The 18,646-nt window shown below is 71.8% G+C and carries 17 protein-coding genes; 13 read left to right on the top strand and 4 right to left on the bottom strand.

Going from position 1 to position 18,646, the window contains the following annotated elements:
- The 4 genes from rpsK to truA all read left to right on the top strand — a co-directional run bounded on the left by rpsK (position 1) and on the right by truA (position 3,200).
- On the top strand, positions 1–405 hold the full coding sequence (gene rpsK, locus OG599_RS13225; protein WP_003956432.1) for a 30S ribosomal protein S11: 405 nt from the start codon (positions 1–3) through the stop codon (positions 403–405).
- Between the two features lie 142 nt (positions 406–547).
- Positions 548–1,570 carry a DNA-directed RNA polymerase subunit alpha gene (locus OG599_RS13220; protein WP_024755423.1) on the top strand — a complete coding sequence of 341 codons (1,023 nt, stop codon included), beginning with the start codon at positions 548–550 and terminating at the stop codon, positions 1,568–1,570.
- Between the two features lie 148 nt (positions 1,571–1,718).
- Complete coding sequence (gene rplQ, locus OG599_RS13215; RefSeq protein WP_327176181.1) at positions 1,719–2,207, top strand: 50S ribosomal protein L17; 489 nt, start codon at positions 1,719–1,721, stop codon at positions 2,205–2,207.
- A gap of 117 nt (positions 2,208–2,324) precedes the next feature.
- A complete protein-coding gene (truA, locus tag OG599_RS13210) occupies positions 2,325–3,200 on the top strand; it encodes a tRNA pseudouridine(38-40) synthase TruA (protein WP_327176180.1) in 876 nt (291 codons plus the stop codon).
- A gap of 86 nt (positions 3,201–3,286) precedes the next feature.
- On the opposite strand, the gene OG599_RS13205 is transcribed toward truA, so the two are convergent.
- Positions 3,287–6,382, bottom strand: a complete 3,096-nt coding sequence (locus OG599_RS13205) for a glycosyltransferase (RefSeq protein ID WP_327176179.1) — start codon at positions 6,380–6,382, stop codon at positions 3,287–3,289.
- Between the two features lie 142 nt (positions 6,383–6,524).
- Entirely contained in the window at positions 6,525–7,382 is an 858-nt protein-coding gene (locus OG599_RS13200; RefSeq protein ID WP_327176178.1) for a hypothetical protein, read from the bottom strand.
- A 101-nt stretch (positions 7,383–7,483) separates the two neighbouring features.
- Here OG599_RS13200 and OG599_RS13195 point away from each other — a divergent pair, with 101 nt between their 5' ends.
- From OG599_RS13195 to glmM, 4 genes are all read left to right on the top strand, one after another.
- The gene (locus OG599_RS13195; protein WP_327176177.1) at positions 7,484–9,103 is read left to right on the top strand and encodes an ABC-F family ATP-binding cassette domain-containing protein; all 1,620 of its coding nucleotides are present in this window, start codon (positions 7,484–7,486) and stop codon (positions 9,101–9,103) included.
- A gap of 327 nt (positions 9,104–9,430) precedes the next feature.
- Complete coding sequence (gene rplM / locus OG599_RS13190; protein WP_266705180.1) at positions 9,431–9,874, top strand: 50S ribosomal protein L13; 444 nt, start codon at positions 9,431–9,433, stop codon at positions 9,872–9,874.
- Positions 9,875–9,918: 44 nt separating this feature from the next.
- Positions 9,919–10,443 carry a 30S ribosomal protein S9 gene (gene rpsI, locus OG599_RS13185; protein ID WP_266705178.1) on the top strand — a complete coding sequence of 175 codons (525 nt, stop codon included), beginning with the start codon at positions 9,919–9,921 and terminating at the stop codon, positions 10,441–10,443.
- 224 nt (positions 10,444–10,667) lie between these two features.
- The gene (gene glmM, locus OG599_RS13180) at positions 10,668–12,026 is read left to right on the top strand and encodes a phosphoglucosamine mutase (RefSeq protein WP_327176176.1); all 1,359 of its coding nucleotides are present in this window, start codon (positions 10,668–10,670) and stop codon (positions 12,024–12,026) included.
- 86 nt (positions 12,027–12,112) lie between these two features.
- On the opposite strand, the gene coaA is transcribed toward glmM, so the two are convergent.
- Both coaA and OG599_RS13170 read right to left on the bottom strand, forming a co-directional pair.
- Positions 12,113–13,108: a type I pantothenate kinase gene (gene coaA / locus OG599_RS13175; RefSeq protein WP_327176175.1), complete on the bottom strand. Its 996-nt coding sequence runs from the start codon at positions 13,106–13,108 to the stop codon at positions 12,113–12,115.
- A 131-nt stretch (positions 13,109–13,239) separates the two neighbouring features.
- Positions 13,240–13,611, bottom strand: a complete 372-nt coding sequence (locus tag OG599_RS13170) for a winged helix-turn-helix transcriptional regulator (protein WP_327176174.1) — start codon at positions 13,609–13,611, stop codon at positions 13,240–13,242.
- A gap of 115 nt (positions 13,612–13,726) precedes the next feature.
- Between OG599_RS13170 and OG599_RS13165 the strand changes: the two genes are divergently transcribed.
- The 5 genes from OG599_RS13165 (at position 13,727) to OG599_RS13145 (ending at position 18,611) form a co-directional block, all read left to right on the top strand.
- Positions 13,727–14,089, top strand: a complete 363-nt coding sequence (locus OG599_RS13165) for a DoxX family protein (RefSeq protein ID WP_327176173.1) — start codon at positions 13,727–13,729, stop codon at positions 14,087–14,089.
- Between the two features lie 219 nt (positions 14,090–14,308).
- Positions 14,309–16,156, top strand: a complete 1,848-nt coding sequence (gene glmS, locus OG599_RS13160; protein WP_327176172.1) for a glutamine--fructose-6-phosphate transaminase (isomerizing) — start codon at positions 14,309–14,311, stop codon at positions 16,154–16,156.
- Positions 16,157–16,177: 21 nt separating this feature from the next.
- Positions 16,178–16,546 carry a holo-ACP synthase gene (locus OG599_RS13155; RefSeq protein ID WP_327176171.1) on the top strand — a complete coding sequence of 123 codons (369 nt, stop codon included), beginning with the start codon at positions 16,178–16,180 and terminating at the stop codon, positions 16,544–16,546.
- Between the two features lie 146 nt (positions 16,547–16,692).
- Positions 16,693–18,144 carry an NAD(P)H-hydrate dehydratase gene (locus OG599_RS13150; RefSeq protein WP_327176170.1) on the top strand — a complete coding sequence of 484 codons (1,452 nt, stop codon included), beginning with the start codon at positions 16,693–16,695 and terminating at the stop codon, positions 18,142–18,144.
- Between the two features lie 68 nt (positions 18,145–18,212).
- Positions 18,213–18,611: a DUF488 domain-containing protein gene (locus OG599_RS13145; RefSeq protein WP_327180022.1), complete on the top strand. Its 399-nt coding sequence runs from the start codon at positions 18,213–18,215 to the stop codon at positions 18,609–18,611.
- Positions 18,612–18,646 lie beyond the last annotated feature (35 nt).

The following is an 18,646-nucleotide window of genomic DNA, read 5'->3' as shown; positions in this document are numbered from 1 at the left end:
ATGCCCCCCAAGGGTCGTCAGGGCGCAGCCAAGAAGGTGCGTCGCAAGGAAAAGAAGAACGTCGCTCACGGCCACGCGCACATCAAGAGCACGTTCAACAACACCATCGTCTCGATCACGGACCCCTCGGGCAACGTGATCTCCTGGGCCTCCGCCGGCCACGTCGGCTTCAAGGGCTCGCGCAAGTCCACCCCCTTCGCCGCGCAGATGGCCGCCGAGTCGGCCGCCCGCCGCGCGCAGGAGCACGGCATGCGCAAGGTTGACGTCTTCGTCAAGGGTCCGGGCTCCGGCCGCGAGACCGCGATCCGCTCCCTCCAGGCCACGGGCCTCGAGGTCGGTTCGATCCAGGACGTCACCCCGACGCCGCACAACGGCTGCCGTCCGCCGAAGCGTCGCCGCGTCTGACGCATGACGGCCGGTGATGGCCGTCTGTGTTCACGCACACCTGTGGGACCGGGCGGTACCTCCCTTCGGGGGCGTACCGCCCGTACCCTTGTTGTATCTGTCGGGCATCAAATAGTGGGTGCCCACGACTGAAGGAATCAGCATGCTGATCGCTCAGCGTCCGTCGTTGACCGAAGAGGTCGTCGACGAGTTCCGCTCCCGGTTCGTCATCGAGCCGCTCGAGCCCGGTTTCGGTTACACCCTCGGCAACTCCCTGCGTCGTACCCTCCTCTCCTCGATCCCCGGTGCCGCTGTCACCAGCATCCGGATCGACGGTGTCCTGCACGAGTTCACCACCGTGCCGGGCGTCAAGGAGGACGTGACCGACCTCATCCTCAACATCAAGCAGCTGGTCGTCTCCTCGGAGCACGACGAGCCGGTCGTGATGTACCTGCGCAAGCAGGGTCCCGGCCTGGTCACCGCTGCCGACATCGCGCCGCCGGCCGGCGTCGAGGTCCACAACCCGGACCTCGTCCTCGCCACGCTGAACGGCAAGGGCAAGCTGGAGATGGAGCTGACCGTCGAGCGCGGTCGCGGCTACGTCTCCGCCGTCCAGAACAAGCAGGCGGGCCAGGAGATCGGCCGTATCCCGGTCGACTCCATCTACTCGCCGGTGCTCAAGGTCACGTACAAGGTCGAGGCGACCCGTGTCGAGCAGCGCACCGACTTCGACAAGCTGATCGTCGACGTCGAGACCAAGCAGGCCATGCGTCCCCGTGACGCCATGGCGTCGGCCGGCAAGACCCTGGTCGAGCTGTTCGGTCTGGCGCGCGAGCTCAACATCGACGCCGAGGGCATCGACATGGGCCCGTCGCCGACGGACGCCGCGCTCGCGGCCGACCTGGCGCTGCCGATCGAGGAGCTGGAGCTCACGGTCCGCTCGTACAACTGCCTCAAGCGCGAGGGCATCCACTCCGTGGGTGAGCTCGTGGCGCGTTCCGAGGCCGACCTGCTCGACATCCGCAACTTCGGTGCGAAGTCGATCGACGAGGTCAAGGCGAAGCTGGCCGGCATGGGCCTGGCCCTCAAGGACAGCCCGCCCGGATTCGACCCGACCGCCGCCGCCGACGCCTTCGGCGCCGACGACGACGCGGACGCGGGCTTCGTCGAGACCGAGCAGTACTAGAACACCCCCGGACGGGCTGACACATCGGTGTCGGCCCGTCCGTGAGGACCTCCGGGCCCTCGATCCATGGACTTCCGCGGAGCGACCGCTTCACGGGAACTGACACCGGTACCTGATACGGCCGGTGCAGCACACAAGGAGAAACACCATGCCGCGTCCCGCCAAGGGTGCACGTCTGGGCGGCAGCGCCGCGCACGAGCGTCTGCTGCTCGCGAACCTCGCGAAGTCGCTGTTCGAGCACGGCCGCATCACGACGACCGAGGCCAAGGCCCGTCGTCTGCGCCCCGTCGCCGAGCGTCTCGTCACGAAGGCGAAGAAGGGCGACATCCACAACCGTCGCCTGGTGCTCCAGACGATCACGGACAAGAGCATCGTCCACACGCTCTTCACCGAGATCGCCCCCCGGTACGAGAACCGCCCCGGTGGTTACACCCGTATCACCAAGATCGGCAACCGTCGTGGCGACAACGCCCCGATGGCCGTCATCGAGCTCGTCGAGGCCCTGACCGTGGCCCAGCAGGCCACCGGTGAGGCCGAGGCCGCCACCAAGCGTGCGGTCAAGGAGGACGCGGCCAAGGCCGAGTCCACCGAGGACGCCAAGCCGGCCGAGGCCGACGCGGAGTCCAAGGACGCCTGAGCGTTCTGACACCACTGTTCGGGCCCGCATCACCCTTCGGGGCGGTGTGGGCCCGTTCCGTTTCCGGGATCGAGTTTTCCGGACCATCGACTTTTCCGGGATTGAGAGGATGCGCGGGTGAGCGACGAGCCAGAGCCCGGTTCGGTACGCGTACGGCTGGACCTGTCCTACGACGGCAAGGACTTCTCCGGCTGGGCTAAGCAGACCTCCCGGCGTTCGGTGCAGGGGGAGATCGAGGACGCGCTGCGCACGGTGACCCGCTCCTCGCGCACGCACGACCTGACGGTGGCGGGGCGTACGGACGCCGGGGTGCACGCCCGGGGGCAGGTCGCGCACGTCGACCTGCCGGCCGAGGTGTGGGAGGAGCACCGGGAGAAGCTGCTGCGCCGCATGGCGGGGCGGCTGCCGCTGGACGTACGGATCTGGCGGGCGGCGGAGGCCCCGGCGGGGTTCAACGCCCGCTTCTCCGCGCTGCACCGGCGGTACGCCTACCGGGTGGCCGACCGGCCCGGCGGGGTCGACCCGCTGACGCGCGGTCATGTGCTGTGGCACGACCGGCCGTTGGACGTCGACGCGATGAACGAGGCGGCGGCGCCGATGGTCGGCGAGCACGACTTCGCGGCGTACTGCAAGAAGCGCGAGGGTGCGACGACCATCCGCACGCTGCAGAAGCTGAGTTGGGTACGGGACGAGGACTCGGGCGTCCTCACCGCGACCGTGCAGGCCGACGCCTTCTGCCACAACATGGTGCGCGCGCTGATCGGCGCCGCCCTGTTCGTGGGCGACGGCCGGCGCCCGGCGCCCTGGCCCGCCGAGGTGCTGGCGGCCAGGGTGCGGGACCCCGGCGTCCACGTGGTGAAGCCGCACGGCCTCACCCTGGAGGAAGTGGCCTACCCCGCCGACGCGTTGCTGGCCGCCCGCGCCCAGGAGGCCCGTAACGTGCGGTCGTTGCCCGACGGCAGTGTGGACCCGGACGGCTTCGGCTGCTGCTGAGAGCGCGTCGGCCCAGGTGGTGTCCGGCGGATCAACGCCGCGACCCCGGCCATGATCCGCCGGACACCACCTAACCGCCGAGAGGGCTACTTGCCCTTGAGGGCCTTGGCGACCCGGCGCAGCAGCCCCTGCTTGGGCGGGGCCGGTGCGGGCTCCGGGGTCTCCACCCTGAGCGAGAGGTCCCGGTGCGGCCTGGTCCAGTACGGGGTGATGGTGCGGGCCGGGTCGGCCGGGTGCGGGGCCGCGGTGAGCTCCTCGGAGACCTCGGCCGTGCGGATCCGGCCCAGCCGGGCGGTCTTGGTCCAGCCGAGCGCGGTGAGCCGGACGTAGAGGTCCCAGGGGCCGTCGTCGAGCGCGGAGCCGCCGGCCGCCGAGGACGGGTCCAGCTCGGCCGTCCCGGCGACCGTCAGGCCGCCGTCCAGGGTCCGTCGCACCTCGGACTCGGTGGTCAGGCGGTACTCGGCACCGGTCTCGCGTTCCCGCAGCACCAGCACGGCGGTGGCCTTCTCCGGCACCGCGCCGCCCGTCAGCGACTCCCCGGCGAACCGGTCCAGCACGGTCTGCGGCAGTCCGGACGGGGCCAGGGTGTGGCGCCCCTCCTCGTCGGTGACCACGCCCACCGGGCCGTCGGCCGCACGGGGGGTGCCGGTGAACGACAGCCGGAAGACCCCGTCCTCCCGCCGCTCGAAACCGGTCAGCGAGGGCTCGCAGGCGAGGGAGCGGTCCCAGCGGGCGAGCCGGACCACGTCCTCGGGCCGGTCGTCCTCGATCAGGCCGACGGTGACCCGCCGGGCCAGGGGGAGCCCGGCGACCGCGCCGGCCGACGCGACTCCCGCGAGGGCGGCCCGGATGTCGCGCACCAGGGAGATCCGGTCCTCCTCCTCCATCTCCAGGAACGCCTTGCCGCTGATCCGGTCCAGCACCTCGACGCGCAGCCAGCGGCGGTGCAGCCGGTCGCGGGCCGGGCCCGGCTCGGAGACGCTGTCGGTGGCCTTCATCAGCCGGGCGACCGCCGCGTAGAAGTCGGCGGGCGACGGCGCCGGGGTGTTCCGCTTCGGGCCGTACTGGTAGCAGACGTAGGAGCCCAGCACCGAGGCGTGCACGGCCCGCAGATACGCCTCCGCGGCGAAGGCCTGGTCCGTCAGCGGCAGGTCCTCGGCGGAGAACCGCAGGGCGTGCCGGAGCAGGAACGCGCGGTCGTACAGCTTGTTGACCGTGAGGCTGTCGGCCAGTGGGTCCTTGGCGAGGCTGGCGCGCGGCCGGTCGCGGACGAACAGTTCCTTGGGCAGGGAGCGGTCCTTGCCCGCGAGCTTCCCGACCACGATGTCGGTGTCGTTGGCCATGCCGTACGCGTACATCAGCTCCAGCGCCCGGGGGGCGAGGCGGTCGCCCGGCTCCACGAAGAGGACGTAGTCGCCGCGCGCGGCGTCGATCCCGGCGTTGCGGGGCTCGGTACCGGCCTCCGGGCGCACCTCGCCCTCGCCGTCCCCGACGCGGACCGTCTCGAACTCCTCCTGCGGGAGGCTCTGCGCGTCCAGCGAGGCGAGCGTCTCGCGCAGCGCCTCCGCGGTGGCCCCAGCGGTCGGCACGACGACGCTGACCTTCGGCCCGCGGGGGCGCGGGGCATCCGTGGTGGGGACGACCGTGAGAGCGAGCCCGGTACCGGTGCCCATGGCGTCGGCGACGACCGCGGGCCTGGCGCGGTGCCCGGCCAGGACCTCCCCGGCGGGCAGCGCGGACGCCTCGGCACCGGCGTTGCCGAGCGGCACCGTGCGGTCGAACCCGGCGCCCATCACCCGGATCCGCACGTCCCAGGTGCCGGGGGCGAGCGGACTGCCGCCCGCGCCGCGCACCGGGTCGAGGGAGGCGGTGCCGTTCAGCACGGGCCGTACCAGCACGGTGCCGTCCGCGTCCGTCTCCTCCTCCAGGGTGAGCTGGACGGTGGCGAGGGTGGGCCACAGGTGAGCGGTGTCGGCGTGCCGGAGCAGGACGTCGACCCGGAACGACTTCAGCTCGTCGGTCACGTCGACCGGCTCGTCGAGGATCCCGGCGGTGAGCGCCGGAGCGAGGACGTACCGGTCGCCCCGGCGGGCCAGCAACAGCCCAGGGCCGTCCTCCCGCTCGGCGAAGCGGGCGGTGAAGGAGACCTTCAGCCGGTCGCGGTCCCAGCGCGCCTCCCCGACCGTGGTGAGCGCGGTCAGATCGGTCTGCCGGCGGGTGTACTCGGTCAGCTCGTCGGACCTGTTCGCCCTCAGCAGGTCCGAGCGGACCCGCTGGTTCGCGGCGAGCGAGGCGTGCATCCCGTCGGTGACGAAGGTGTCGGCCAGCTCCCGTACCGCCTCGAAGGGGTCGGCGTCGAAGTGCGGGTCGATCACCGCGCCGCGCGCCGGAACGCCCAGCCGGCCGAGCATCTCGCCCCGGTAGAAGCGCCGCAGCAGCCGGTCGCGGTCCGGGCCGGGCTCGGTGCCGTCGGCCACCGTGGCCATGATCTCGCGGAGGTTGGCGTAGTACCGGCGCGGGTCCATCGCCCGGGTGCCGGCGTTCGCCGCGTCGTCGCGCGCCCAGTACGTGTAGCAGACGTAGTCGCCCAGCACCGAGACCACCTCGGCCTTGAGGTACGAACGGACCAGGAAGAGCTGGTCCTCCAGGATCCACGGGCCCTCGGGGTGCACGATGCCGTGCTCGCGCAGGAACGCGGTGCGGAACATCTTGTGCGGGGTGAGGCTGTCGATCAGCGAGGCCGTGCGCACGGTGCACTTCTCGCGGGTCGTGCTCATCAGGCCGTAGGGCACGCCCCGGCTGGTGAAGTTGCTGGCCACCTTGCCGATGACGATGTCCGAGCCGTTGCGGACCGCCATCGCGTGCAGGCGCTCCAGCGCCTCGGGGGCCATCAGGTCGTCGTGGTCCACGAACTGGACGTACTCACCGCGCGCCTGCTCGACCCCGATGTTCCGCGGCTTGCCCGGCCAGCCCGAGTTGGGGATGGAGGTGGTACGGAAATGGGTGTGCTCGGCGGCGAGTTCCGCCAGCCGGGCCGGGGTGTCGTCGGTGGAGCCGTCGTCGACGAACAGCACCTCGAACTCGTCGGCCGACAGCGTCTGGTCCAGCATCGAACGGACCAGCGGCTCGATGTGGCTCCCCGAGTTGTACGTCGGGACAACCACCGTCACCTTGACTGCCACAGCCCACTCCAGATTCGTCGCCGCCCCGGGTCCCGGGCGGATGAACCGAACCCTATACAGGCGGGACTTCGAGGTGTCCGTGGTACGGCTCAACCGCGTGGGGCGGGAGCCGGGGGACCGCCGGGCCGACGGTCCGGGCGGATCAGACGGCGGGTGCCGCGGATGCGGAGGCCGCCGCCGACGCCTGGACCTCGCCCCGGTGCCGTATCTGGTGGAACGTGAAGTTGGTCAGGTCGTCGCCCGCCGAGAACACGGCCTTGTCGTCCTTGGTGACGTTCGTTCCGTTCGTGAAGCCGCCCACCGAGAAGTACGCGTACCGGCCGTAGGAGTTGGCCGTACGGCGGCAGACCACCCCGGCCCGGCAGAAGGCCGGCACACCGGCGCCGCTGAGCGAGGCGATCCCGTCCGAGGACTCCTCGACGGCCTTCTTCGCCTGCGCCTCCGTACCGAACACCGCGACACCGACCGTGACCGCGACGCCGTCCCGCGTGTACGTGGCGCGGATCAGCTGGTCGCAGCCGTTCCTGGTGAGGACCGCGCCCAGCGCGCCCTGGGAACCCGCGGCGCACTTCGTGGTGCGGGCCGTCGGGCCCTTGAGGTGGACGCGGTCGCCGGAGGTGAGCTTCTTGCCCGGGAAGAAGCCGTCCACCGTGATCGGCTGCTTGTCCTTCTTCTCGTCCGTGATGAAGTCCATCGGGTCCGGCGGGGGCGCCGGGGCCACCGAGGAGAAGGACGGAGCCGGCTCCGCGGACTCCGGCGGCAGATCGGCCGGACCGGGCAGCGCGCTCGCGCTCGGACCGGCCTCCGGATCGCCCTTGCCGGCCGACACCACCGCCGTCGCCACGATCGCCGCGACGGCCGCCGTCGCCAGCACACCGCCCCCGATCAGCAACCACTTCCGGCGCCGGCTCTTCGCCGCGGACTCCTCGGCCAGCGCCGCCCAGTCCGGAGTCTGACTGCCCCCGGGCCCCCAGGAGGGCCCCCCATGCCCAAAGCTCATGGGGCGCATCCTAGAGGTTCTCGGACAGTGAGCGGCCCGGGTCGCGGGCCTCTCCCGGAATCCAGTTGGGTCACAGCGCCCGCACACCCGACAATGCGGGTATGGGACATCTCGAAGCGGGCCACCTGGAGTACTACCTACCGGACGGGCGGGTGCTGCTCGGCGACGCTTCCTTCCGGGTCGCCGACGGTGCCGTGGTGGCCCTCGTCGGCGCCAACGGCGCGGGCAAGACGACACTGCTGCGCCTGCTCTCCGGCGAGCTCCAGCCGCACGGCGGCACGGTCTCGGTGAGCGGCGGGCTCGGCGTGATGGGCCAGTTCGTCGGCTCCGTACGCGACGGGCAGACCGTCCGCGACCTGCTGGTCTCCGTGGCACAGCCGCAGATCAAGGTCGCCGCGCAGGCGGTGGACGCCGCCGAGGAACTGATCCTCACCGTCGACGACGAGGCCGCGCAGATGAAGTACGCGCAGGCCCTCAGCGACTGGGCGGAGGTGCGCGGCTACGAGGCGGAGACCCTCTGGGACATGTGCACCATGGCCGCGCTCGGCGTCCCGTACGAGAAGGCGCAGTACCGCGAGGCGCGCACCCTCAGCGGCGGCGAGCAGAAGCGCCTGGTCCTCGAAGCGCTGCTGCGCGGCCCCGACGAGGTGCTGCTCCTCGACGAGCCGGACAACTACCTCGACGTGCCCGGCAAGCGCTGGCTGGAGGAGAAGCTCAAGGAGACCCGCAAGACGGTCCTCTTCGTCTCCCACGACCGCGAACTGCTCTCCCGGGCCGCCGAGAAGATCGTCAGCGTCGAGCCCGGCGCGAGCGGCAGCGACGTCTGGGTGCACGGCGGCGGCTTCGACACCTACCACCAGGCCCGCAAGGACCGGTTCGCCCGCTTCGAGGAGCTGCTGCGCCGCTGGCAGGAGGAGCACGCCCGGCTGCGCGCCCTCACCCTGCGGCTGCGGCAGCAGGCGGCCATCAGCCCCGACATGGCGAATCGCTACCACGCCATGCAGACCCGCTTCAAGAAGTTCGAGGACGCCGGGCCGCCGCCCGAGCCGCCCCGCGAGCAGGACATCCGGATGCGGTTGCGCGGCGGACGCACCGGCGTGCGCGCGGTGACGTGCACCGGGCTGGAGCTCACCGGCCTGATGAAGCCGTTCGACCTGGAGGTCTACTACGGCGAGCGGGTCGCCGTCCTCGGCTCCAACGGCTCCGGGAAGTCCCACTTCCTGCGGCTGCTCGCCGGGGAGCCGGTCGCGCACACCGGCGAGTTCAAGCTCGGCGCCCGCGTCGTCGCCGGCCACTTCGCGCAGACCCACGCCCACCCGGAACTGCTCGGCAAGACCCTGGTGGAGATCCTCTGGAGCGAGCAGGCCAAGGACCGGGGCGCCGCGATGGGCGTCCTGCGCCGGTACGAGCTGGAGCGCCAGGGCGACCAGCCGTTCGAGAAGCTCTCCGGCGGACAGCAGGCCCGCTTCCAGATCCTGCTCCTCGAACTCTCCGGCACCACCGCCCTGCTGCTGGACGAGCCCACGGACAACCTGGACCTGGAGTCGGCGGAGGCCCTCCAGGACGGCCTCGAGGCCTACGACGGGACCGTGATGGCCGTCACGCACGACCGGTGGTTCGCGAAGTCCTTCGACCGGTACCTCGTCTTCGGTTCGGACGGTGTGGTGCGCGAGACGACCGAACCGGTGTGGGACGAGCGACGGGTCGAGCGGGCGCGGTAGGCGGCCGGCGCCCCTCGGATGCCGCTGCTGGTCTTCGTACGCCTCGCCGTCGATCTTCGGCGAGGCCCCGTCCGCCCCGTAATCAGGGGATTCGACGGGGCCGGTCGGGGGCCATTTTGACCCGTGCGGGGGCCCCCGGGTATTCTTCTGGTTTGTTATGCGTATTGGCTTGGTCGTTCTCACGCGAGGGGCCCTTACGCCGGTCCACCGGGCCGATGACCAGCGGCAGGCACTCGGGTTGCGTCCCCGCAGCGCCGCCAAGGCTGGTGGAATCGTCCGGGTGGCCTTGTCAGGACTCCACTCACTGAAGAAGCGAAGGCTACGACCGTGCGTACGTACAGCCCCAAGCCCGGAGATGTGACGCGCCAGTGGCACGTCATCGACGCTCAGGACATCGTCCTGGGTCGTCTGGCCACCACGGCCGCGAACCTCCTCCGAGGCAAGCACAAGGCGATCTATGCCCCCCACATGGACATGGGCGACTTCGTCATCATCATCAACGCCGACAAGGTTCACCTGTCCGGCAACAAGAAGACCCAGAAGATGGCGTACCGCCACTCCGGCTTCCCGGGTGGTCTGCGCTCGGTCCGCTACGACGAGCTGCTCTCCAAGAACCCGGAGAAGGCCGTCGAGAAGGCCATCAAGGGCATGATCCCCAAGAACACCCTGGGTCGGCAGATGCTGTCGAAGCTCAAGGTCTACGCGGGCGACCAGCACCCGCACGCTGCGCAGCAGCCGGTCCCGTTCGAGATCACCCAGGTCGCGCAGTAGTTCCGGCCTCCCCCTAAGACCATAAGAAAGATCTGAGGAGAATCGTGGCCGAGACCACTGTTGAGACCGTCGAGGGCACCGAGGGCGAGGAGACCTTCGCCGAGGTGACCACCTTCGAGTCCGAGGTCCCCGTCGAGGGTGAGTACACCTCCGAGTCGCTCGCGGGCCGCTTCGGCGACCCGCAGCCCGCCGCCGGCCTTGGCCGTCGCAAGAACGCCATCGCCCGCGTCCGGATCGTTCCGGGCACCGGCAAGTGGAAGATCAACGGTCGCACCCTTGAGGACTACTTCCCCAACAAGGTGCACCAGCAGGAAGTCAACGAGCCCTTCAAGGTGCTCGAGCTCGACAACCGCTACGACGTCATCGCCCGCATCTCGGGTGGCGGCGTCTCGGGTCAGGCCGGCGCCCTGCGCCTCGGCGTTGCCCGTGCGCTGAACGAGGCTGACGTGGACAACAACCGCGCCACGCTGAAGAAGGCCGGCTTCCTCTCCCGCGACGACCGTGCGGTCGAGCGCAAGAAGGCCGGTCTCAAGAAGGCCCGCAAGGCGCCCCAGTACAGCAAGCGCTAAATCCCGCCTGCTCGTCTGCTTCACACGTTCGCCCCGGCGGCACACACCGTGCTGTCGGGGCGTTCGTTTATCGCCTCTCACGGGCGTATAACGGCATAAGACGTTCATCGACACATCCGGGCCTCTCGCACCCTCAGGCGTGCGACGTGTGACGGTTGGGCGCTCTTCTGTCTGTTGTTAATTGTTGTGCTTTTGCGGTTGTCGGAGCATTTCGGAGGACACCAGTGGGACGACTCTTCGGTACGGACGGCGTGCGCGGGGTCGCCAACGCGGATCTCACGGCCGAGCTGGCGCTCGGTCTGTCGGTCGCGGCGGCGCACGTACTCGCCGAGGCGGGCACCTTCGAGGGGCACCGTCCCACGGCCGTGGTCGGCCGCGATCCCCGAGCCTCCGGAGAGTTCCTCGAAGCCGCCGTGGTGGCGGGTCTCGCCAGCGCGGGCGTCGACGTCCTGCGGGTCGGTGTGCTGCCCACGCCTGCCGTGGCGTACCTCACCGGCGTGCTCGGCGCCGACATCGGCGTGATGCTCTCCGCCAGCCACAACGCCATGCCCGACAACGGCATCAAGTTCTTCGCACGCGGCGGCCACAAGCTCGCCGACGAGCTGGAGGACCGCATCGAGACCGTCTACGACCAGCACCGCACCGGCGCGCCCTGGGCCCGCCCCACCGGCGCCGGCGTGGGCCGCGTCACCGACTACACCGAGGGCTTCGAGCGGTACGTCGCCCACCTCATCGGTGTCCTGCCGAACCGGCTCGACGGCCTCAAGGTGGTCCTCGACGAGGCGCACGGCGCCGCCGCCTACGTCTCCCCGGAGGCGTTCGCCCGGGCCGGCGCGGAGGTCGTCACCATCGGCGCCGACCCCGACGGCCTCAACATCAACGACGGCTGCGGCTCCACCCACCTCTCCCTCCTCCAGGCCGCCGTGGTCGAGAACGGTGCCGACTTCGGCATCGCGCACGACGGCGACGCCGACCGCTGCCTCGCCGTCGACGCCCAGGGCAACGAGATCGACGGCGACCAGATCCTCGCCGTCCTCGCCCTCGCGATGCGCGACGCCGGACAGCTGCGCGGCAACACCGTCGTCGGCACGGTCATGTCGAACCTCGGCTTCAAGATGGCCATGGAGCGCGAGGGCATCGAGCTCGTCCAGACCGCCGTCGGCGACCGGTACGTCCTGGAGTCCATGAAGGCCGAGGGGTACGCGCTCGGCGGCGAGCAGTCCGGACACGTCATCGTGCTGGACCACGCCACGACCGGAGACGGCACCCTGACCGGCCTGATGCTGGCGGCCCGCGTCGCCGCCACCGGCCGCACCCTCGCCGAGCTCGCGGGCGTCATGCAGCGCCTGCCGCAGGTCCTCGTCAACGTCCCCGACGTCGACAAGTCCCGCGTCTCCACCTCCGCCGAACTGGCCTCCGCCGTCACCGAGGCCGAGCGCGAACTCGGCTCCACCGGCCGGGTGTTGCTCCGCAAGTCCGGCACCGAGCCGCTGGTACGCGTCATGGTGGAGGCCGCCGACTTCGGCCAGGCCCAGGCCATCGCGGGCCGGCTGGCCGACGTGGTGAAGTCGGCGCTGGGCTGAGGATTCCGACGGCGCGTCACGCAACGTCACGGCGGGGCGGTTCCTTGCGGATCCGCCCCGCCGTCGTCGTTCGGTCGCGGCGCCGGCTACAGCTTCCGCAGCGAGAGCCGCTGCACCTTGTGGTCCGGGCCCTTGCGCAGCACCAGCGTGGCGCGGCTGCGGGTGGGAGCCACGTTCTCCAGCAGGTTCGGCTTGTTGATGGTCCGCCAGGTGTTGCGCGCGTACTCCATCGCCTCCTCCTCGGAGACCTGGGTGTACTTCGTGAAGTACGAGGACGGGTCCTGGAACGCCGTCGCGCGGAGCTTGCGGAACCGGTTGAGGTACCAGCTCTCGATGTCCTCGGCGCGCGCGTCCACGTACACGCTGAAGTCGAAGTAGTCCGCGAGCCCCACCCTGGTCCGGCCGTCGCTGCCGGGCAGCGCGGGCTGGAGGACGTTCAGCCCCTCCACGATCAGGATGTCCGGACGGCGGACGGTGAGCCGCTCGCCGGGCACGATGTCGTAGATCAGGTGCGAGTAGACGGGGGCGGTGACCTCCTCCTTCCCCGACTTGATGTCGGCGACGAACCGGGTCAGCGCCCGCCGGTCGTACGACTCCGGGAACCCCTTCCGCGAGGTCAGCCCGCGCGCCCGCAGCTCCTTCATCGGCAGCAGGAACCCGTCCGTGGTCACCAGCTCGACCCGGGGGTGCTCCGGCCACCGCGCCAGCAGCGCCTGGAGCAGCCGGGCGCTGGTCGACTTGCCGACCGCCACGCTCCCCGCGACCCCTATGACGAAGGGGGTACCGCGCTGCGCCCCGTGGCCGTTGCCCGCGTCCCCGAGGAAGGTGTTCAGGGCGCCGCGCAGGCCCGAGGTGGCCTGCACGTACAGGTTGAGCAGCCGGGAGAGCGGGAGGTAGACCTCGCGGACCTCGTCGAGGTCGATGACGTCACCGAGCCCGCGCAGCCGCTCCACCTCCTCGGCGGTCAGCGGCAGCGGGGTCTTGTCCCGGAGGGCACTCCACTCGGCGCGCGAGAGGTCGACGTAGGGCGTCGGCCCGGGCTCGGTGCGACGCTGGCTGCCACGGGGCGGCGTTGTGATCACGTATTCATTGTTACGGGAGTTTGAACGGAGCGGGGGGTGGGGTCCCTCACGCGGGCGTGGGGTTGCGCGGGGCGGGGTCTCTGCGGACCCGAGGTCTCACCCCCGGCCCGGTGCGAATGGCCAGACACGGCCTACACGCCGTCGTACTCCGCCCGGCTGGCCTCGACCGCCGGTCCGTGATCCGCGGCCCACTCCGCCAGCGCCACCGCGGGCCCGATCAGGGTCCGCCCCCGGTCCGTGAGCTCGTACTCGACCCGGGGCGGCACCTCCGGGTAGGACGTGCGGCTCACCAGCCCGTCCCGCTCCAGGTTGCGCAGGGTGCGGGTGAGCATGCGCTGGGAGATGCCGGGGACGCGGTGCTGGAGCTCGCCGAAGCGGAGGCGTTCGCCGTCGAGGACGGCCACCACCAGCAGGGACCACCGGTCGCCGATGCGGTCCAGGAGGCCCCGGATCGTCCGGCCGCCGTCGCCGCGGATGAGGCAGGAGCCGCGGTTCTTCGACATGGCACCCGTCCTCTTCTCGTCCCACGCACACCGGTGTGCCTTTTGTACGCGCTCGTGTCCGCGCCCATCATGTGGGTCCGCACCAGCCCGCCCACCATCATGACGGAGGACGACCATGGACGTCGCCTACTGGATCGTCGCCGCACTCCTGGCGTTCTTCTACCTCTACGCGGGAGGCAAGAAGGTCGCCCGGAGCAAGGAGCAGCTCGCGCCCATGATGGGCTGGGTGGACACCGTGCCGATGGCGGCGGTCCGGGGGATCGGGGTCGTCGAGATCCTCGGGGCGGCCGGCCTGATCCTGCCGCCGCTCACCGGGATCGCCCCCGTCCTCGCGCTGGTCTCCGCGCTCGGCCTCGTCGTCCTCCAACTCCTCGCGGGCGGGCTGCACCTCTCCCGGGGCGAGGTCAAGGAGACCGGGCTCAACGCCGCGCTGATCGTGCTCGCCGCCGTGGCCGCCTGGCTCGCCGCCGCCCGTTAGGCCGTGTCCGACGGCACGGCACCTCGCGGTGTTGTCGGACCGCCCGCGTACATCCAGTACGCGGGCGGTCCTCCGCCTTGCGACGCACCGCACCGGACACCGCCCGCCGATCCGACGCGCATGGTCAGACACGCCCCAGACCGGTACGGACGCCCCGGCCCCACGCCCACCCCTTCCGTAACCCCGCCCTGACCGCCTCTCGCGCCTTATCGTGCCGATATGTGTGGAATCGTGGGTTACGTCGGGGCGCAGTCGGCGCAGGAAGTCGTGGTCGCGGGGCTGAAGCGGCTGGAGTACCGGGGGTACGACTCCGCCGGGGTCGCCGTTCTGGCGGACGGAGGGCTGGCCGGCGCCCGTAAGGCGGGGAAGCTCGTCAACCTGGAGAAGGAGCTCAAGGACCACCCGTTGCCGACCGGGCTCACCGGCATCGGGCACACCCGGTGGGCGACGCACGGGGCGCCGACGGACGCCAACGCGCATCCGCACCTGGACAACGCGGGCCGGGTCGCGGTCGTGCACAACGGGATCATCGAGAACTTCGCGACCCTCCGCACCGAGCTGACCCGGCGCGGGCACGACCTCACCTCGGACACCGACACCGAGGTGGTGGCGCACCTGCTGGCCGAGGAGTTCGGGGCGGGCAGCGGGCTCGCCGAGTCGATGCGGCGGGTCTGCCGGCGCCTGGAGGGCGCGTTCACCCTGGTCGCCGTACACGCGGACGAGCCGGACACCGTCGTCGGCGCGCGGCGCAACTCGCCGCTGGTGGTGGGGGTCGGGGACGGTGAGGCGTTCCTCGCCTCGGACGTCGCCGCGTTCATCGCGCACACCCGGGACGCCATCGAGCTGGGCCAGGACCAGGTGGTGGAGGTGCGCCGGGACCGGGTCACCGTCACCGGGTTCGACGGTACGCCCGCCGAGGTGCGCGGCTACCACGTCGACTGGGACGCCTCCGCCGCCGAGAAGGGCGGGTACGACTCGTTCATGCTCAAGGAGATCGCCGAGCAGCCCCGGGCGGTCGCCGACACCCTCCTCGGGCGGATCGACGGCGAGGGCGCGCTGACGCTGGACGAGGTGCGGCTGCCGCCGAGCGTGCTGCGGGAGATCGACAAGGTGGTCGTGGTGGCCTGCGGCACCGCGTACCACGCGGGTCTGATCGCCAAGTACGCCATCGAGCACTGGACCCGGCTGCCCTGCGAGACCGAGCTGGCCAGCGAGTTCCGCTACCGCGACCCGATCCTCTCGCCGAACACGCTGGTCGTCGCGATCTCGCAGTCCGGCGAGACGATGGACACCCTCATGGCGCTCCGGCACGCCCGGGAGCAGGGCGCGCACGTGCTGGCCATCTGCAACACCAACGGTTCGACCATCCCGCGCGAGTCCGACGCCGTCCTCTACACGCACGCCGGGCCCGAGGTGGCGGTCGCCTCCACCAAGGCGTTCCTCACCCAGCTCGTCGCCTGCTACCTGGTCGCCCTCTACCTCGGGCAGGTGCGCGGGACGAAGTTCGGCGACGAGATCCGTACGGTCGTCCGCCAGCTCTCCGAGATCCCCGACGCCGTCGAACGCGTCCTCGCCACCATGGAGCCCGTCCGCGAGCTGGCCCGCTCCCTCGCGCACAAGAACACCGTGCTCTTCCTCGGGCGGCACGTCGGCCACCCGGTGGCGCTGGAAGGGGCGTTGAAGCTGAAGGAACTCGCGTACATGCACGCCGAGGGGTTCGCGGCGGGCGAGCTGAAGCACGGGCCGATCGCGCTCATCGAGGAGGACCTGCCGGTCGTCGTCATCGCCCCGTCCCCGCGCGGGCGGTCCGTGCTCCACGACAAGATCGTCTCCAACATCCAGGAGATCCGAGCCCGGGGCGCCCGCACCATCGTCGTCGCGGAGGAGGGCGACGAGACCGTCGCCCCGTACGCCGATCACCTCATTACGATTCCACCGACGCCTACGCTGCTTCAGCCCCTGGTCGCCACGGTCCCGTTGCAGGTCTTCGCCTGCGAACTCGCGACGGCCCGGGGCAACGAGGTGGACCAGCCGCGCAACCTGGCGAAGTCCGTGACCGTGGAGTAGCAGAGGAACGAGGGTGGGCCCGTGATCATCGGGGTCGGGATCGATGTGGCCGAGATCGCGCGTTTCGACGCGGCGCTGGAACGTACGCCCCAGATGGCCGAGCGGCTCTTCCTCGACCGGGAGCTGCTGCTGCCCGGCGGCGAGCGGCGCGGTATCGCCTCGCTCGCCGCCCGGTTCGCCGCCAAGGAGGCAGTCGCCAAGGCCCTCGGGGCGCCCGGCGGCCTCCTCTGGACCGACTGCGAGGTCTGGGTCGAGGAGAGCGGGCAGCCCCGCCTCCGGGTCACCGGCACGGTCGCCGCCCGCGCCGAGGCCCTGGGCGTCCGCAGCTGGCACCTCTCCCTCAGCCACGACGCGGGGGTGGCGTCGGCCATGGTGGTCGCGGAAGGTTGAGGAGGCGGAGGGCTTGTGCGGGCAGGCGTACGGGTACGTGTGAGCCGACCCGCCGAATGATCATTCCCTGGACGTGTTCCCGCGGGTACCGGACCCGCTCCTCCCGGTACCGGACCCGCTCCTCCCGAAAGCTGAAGGGCTGACCGATGCGTACCGCTTACAGCGTGGAGGCCGTACGGGCCGCCGAGCAGGCCCTGATGGCGCGGCTGCCCGAGGGCGCCCTGATGCAGCGGGCCGCCGCCGGGCTCGCGGTCGCCTGCGGGGACCTGCTCCGGCGCAACGGCCGGGTGTACGGGTCCCGGGTGCTGCTCCTCGTCGGCAGCGGCGCCAACGGCGGCGACGCCCTGTACGCGGGCGCCCGGCTGGCCCGGCGCGGGGCGGGCGTCAGCGTCCTGCTCACCGCGCCCGGCCAGGCCCACGCGGGCGGACTCGCCGCACTGCGCGCGGCCGGCGGCCGGGTGCTGGACCGCCCCGAGGAGGCCGGGATCGTGGACCTCGTGGTGGACGGGATCACCGGCATCGGCGGCCGGGGCGGGCTGCGCCCGGAGGCCGCCGCACTGGTGAAGGCGGTCACCGAGGGGCACGGGGCGCCGGTCCTCGCCGTGGACCTGCCCAGCGGGGTGGAGGCGGACAGCGGCGAGGTGCACGGCGCGGCGGTCCGCGCCGACGCCACCGTCACCTTCGGCACGTACAAGCCCGGCCTGCTCGTCGACCCCGGCGCCGAACGGGCGGGCGGGCTGCGGCTGGTCGACATCGGCCTCGGCCCCGAGCTGCCCGGGACCCCGGACCTGGAGGCGCTCCAGTTCGCGGACGTGGCGGCGCTGCTGCCACTGCCGGGCGCGGAGAGCGACAAGTACGGCCGGGGCGTCGTCGGCGTGGTCGCCGGTTCGCAGCGCTACCCGGGCGCGGCGGTCCTCGCCGTCGCCGGGGCGCTGCGCGGCGGCGCCGGGGCGGTGCGGTACGCCGGTCCGGGCGGGGAGACGGTGATCGCCCGGTTCCCCGAGACCCTGGTGCACGAGGGGCGGCCCTCGCAGGCCGGCCGGGTGCAGTCCTGGGTGGTCGGGCCCGGGCTCGGCGACGGGCGGGCGGCCACCGCCGCCGTCGAGGACGTGCTCGCCACGGACGTGCCCGTGCTGATCGACGCGGACGGGCTCCGGCTGATGGACGGCGACGCCGTGCGCGCCCGCTCGGCGGCCACCGTCCTCACCCCGCACGCAGGGGAGGCCGCCGCGCTGCTCGGCGTGGAGCGCGCGGAGGTGGAGGCGGGGCGACTCACCGCCGTACGCGAGCTGGCCGCCCGCTACCGCGCCACGGTCCTGCTCAAGGGGTCCACCACGCTGGTCGCGGAGGCCCCGGGCACCCCCGTACGGGTCAACCCGACCGGCACCGCGTGGCTCGCCACGGCGGGCAGCGGGGACGTGCTCTCCGGGCTGATCGGCTCCCTGCTCGCGGCCGGCCTCGCCCCGCGCGACGCGGCCTCGGTCGGCGCCCACCTGCACGGCCTCGCCGGGCGGCACGGCGCGGACGGGGCGCCCGTCTCCGCGCAGGACATCGCCGAGGGCATCCCGGCCGTCTGGCGCGACGTACGCAGGGGCTGAGCATGCGGGGCTCGCCCGCCAGGACCACCCTGGAAGCGGCGACGGACACCGACCGGGAGGTGGCAGCCATGGGGAAGAGCGGCATCCGGGTCCGCAGGGTCTACGACCCGCCCGAGCCGCGCGCGGACGGCATCCGGGTGCTGGTCGACCGGCTCTGGCCGCGCGGGGTCTCCAAGGAGCGGGCCGCCGTCGACCGGTGGCTGAAGGACATCACCCCCTCGAACGAACTGCGCGGCTGGTACCACCAGGACCGCTCCGGCGCCCGGTACGACGCGTTCGTCGACCGCTACCGCGCCGAACTCGACGACCCCGCGCACACCGAGGCCGTCACCACCCTGCTGGGCCTGCTGGACGGGGACACCCCGGTGACCCTGGTGACCTCCGTCAAGGACATCGACGCCAGCCATGTGCCGGTCCTGGCCGAGTACCTGGAGCACGCGCGGGGCCACCGGCCGGACGGCGGCTGAAGGGGAACGAAGGGGACGTGGGCCCCGCGCCGGGC

It is taken from the genome of Streptomyces sp. NBC_01335 (assembly GCF_035953295.1).
Taxonomy (GTDB): domain Bacteria; phylum Actinomycetota; class Actinomycetes; order Streptomycetales; family Streptomycetaceae; genus Streptomyces.
Note: the sequence above shows the minus strand (reverse complement) of the source record. Positions and strands in the feature narration are given on the sequence as shown.

Excerpts from the sequence above, each read along its gene's own strand:
- rpsK (WP_003956432.1), top strand. The coding sequence starts at position 1 with ATGCCCCCCAAGGGTCGTCAGGGCGCAGCCAAGAAGGTGCGTCGCAAG.
- OG599_RS13220 (WP_024755423.1), top strand. The coding sequence starts at position 548 with ATGCTGATCGCTCAGCGTCCGTCGTTGACCGAAGAGGTCGTCGACGAG.
- rplQ (WP_327176181.1), top strand. The coding sequence starts at position 1,719 with ATGCCGCGTCCCGCCAAGGGTGCACGTCTGGGCGGCAGCGCCGCGCAC.
- OG599_RS13200 (WP_327176178.1), bottom strand. The coding sequence starts at position 7,382 with ATGAGCTTTGGGCATGGGGGGCCCTCCTGGGGGCCCGGGGGCAGTCAG.
- OG599_RS13195 (WP_327176177.1), top strand. The coding sequence starts at position 7,484 with ATGGGACATCTCGAAGCGGGCCACCTGGAGTACTACCTACCGGACGGG.
- OG599_RS13170 (WP_327176174.1), bottom strand. The coding sequence starts at position 13,611 with ATGTCGAAGAACCGCGGCTCCTGCCTCATCCGCGGCGACGGCGGCCGG.
- OG599_RS13165 (WP_327176173.1), top strand. The coding sequence starts at position 13,727 with ATGGACGTCGCCTACTGGATCGTCGCCGCACTCCTGGCGTTCTTCTAC.
- glmS (WP_327176172.1), top strand. The coding sequence starts at position 14,309 with ATGTGTGGAATCGTGGGTTACGTCGGGGCGCAGTCGGCGCAGGAAGTC.
- OG599_RS13150 (WP_327176170.1), top strand. The coding sequence starts at position 16,693 with ATGCGTACCGCTTACAGCGTGGAGGCCGTACGGGCCGCCGAGCAGGCC.
- OG599_RS13145 (WP_327180022.1), top strand. The coding sequence starts at position 18,213 with ATGGGGAAGAGCGGCATCCGGGTCCGCAGGGTCTACGACCCGCCCGAG.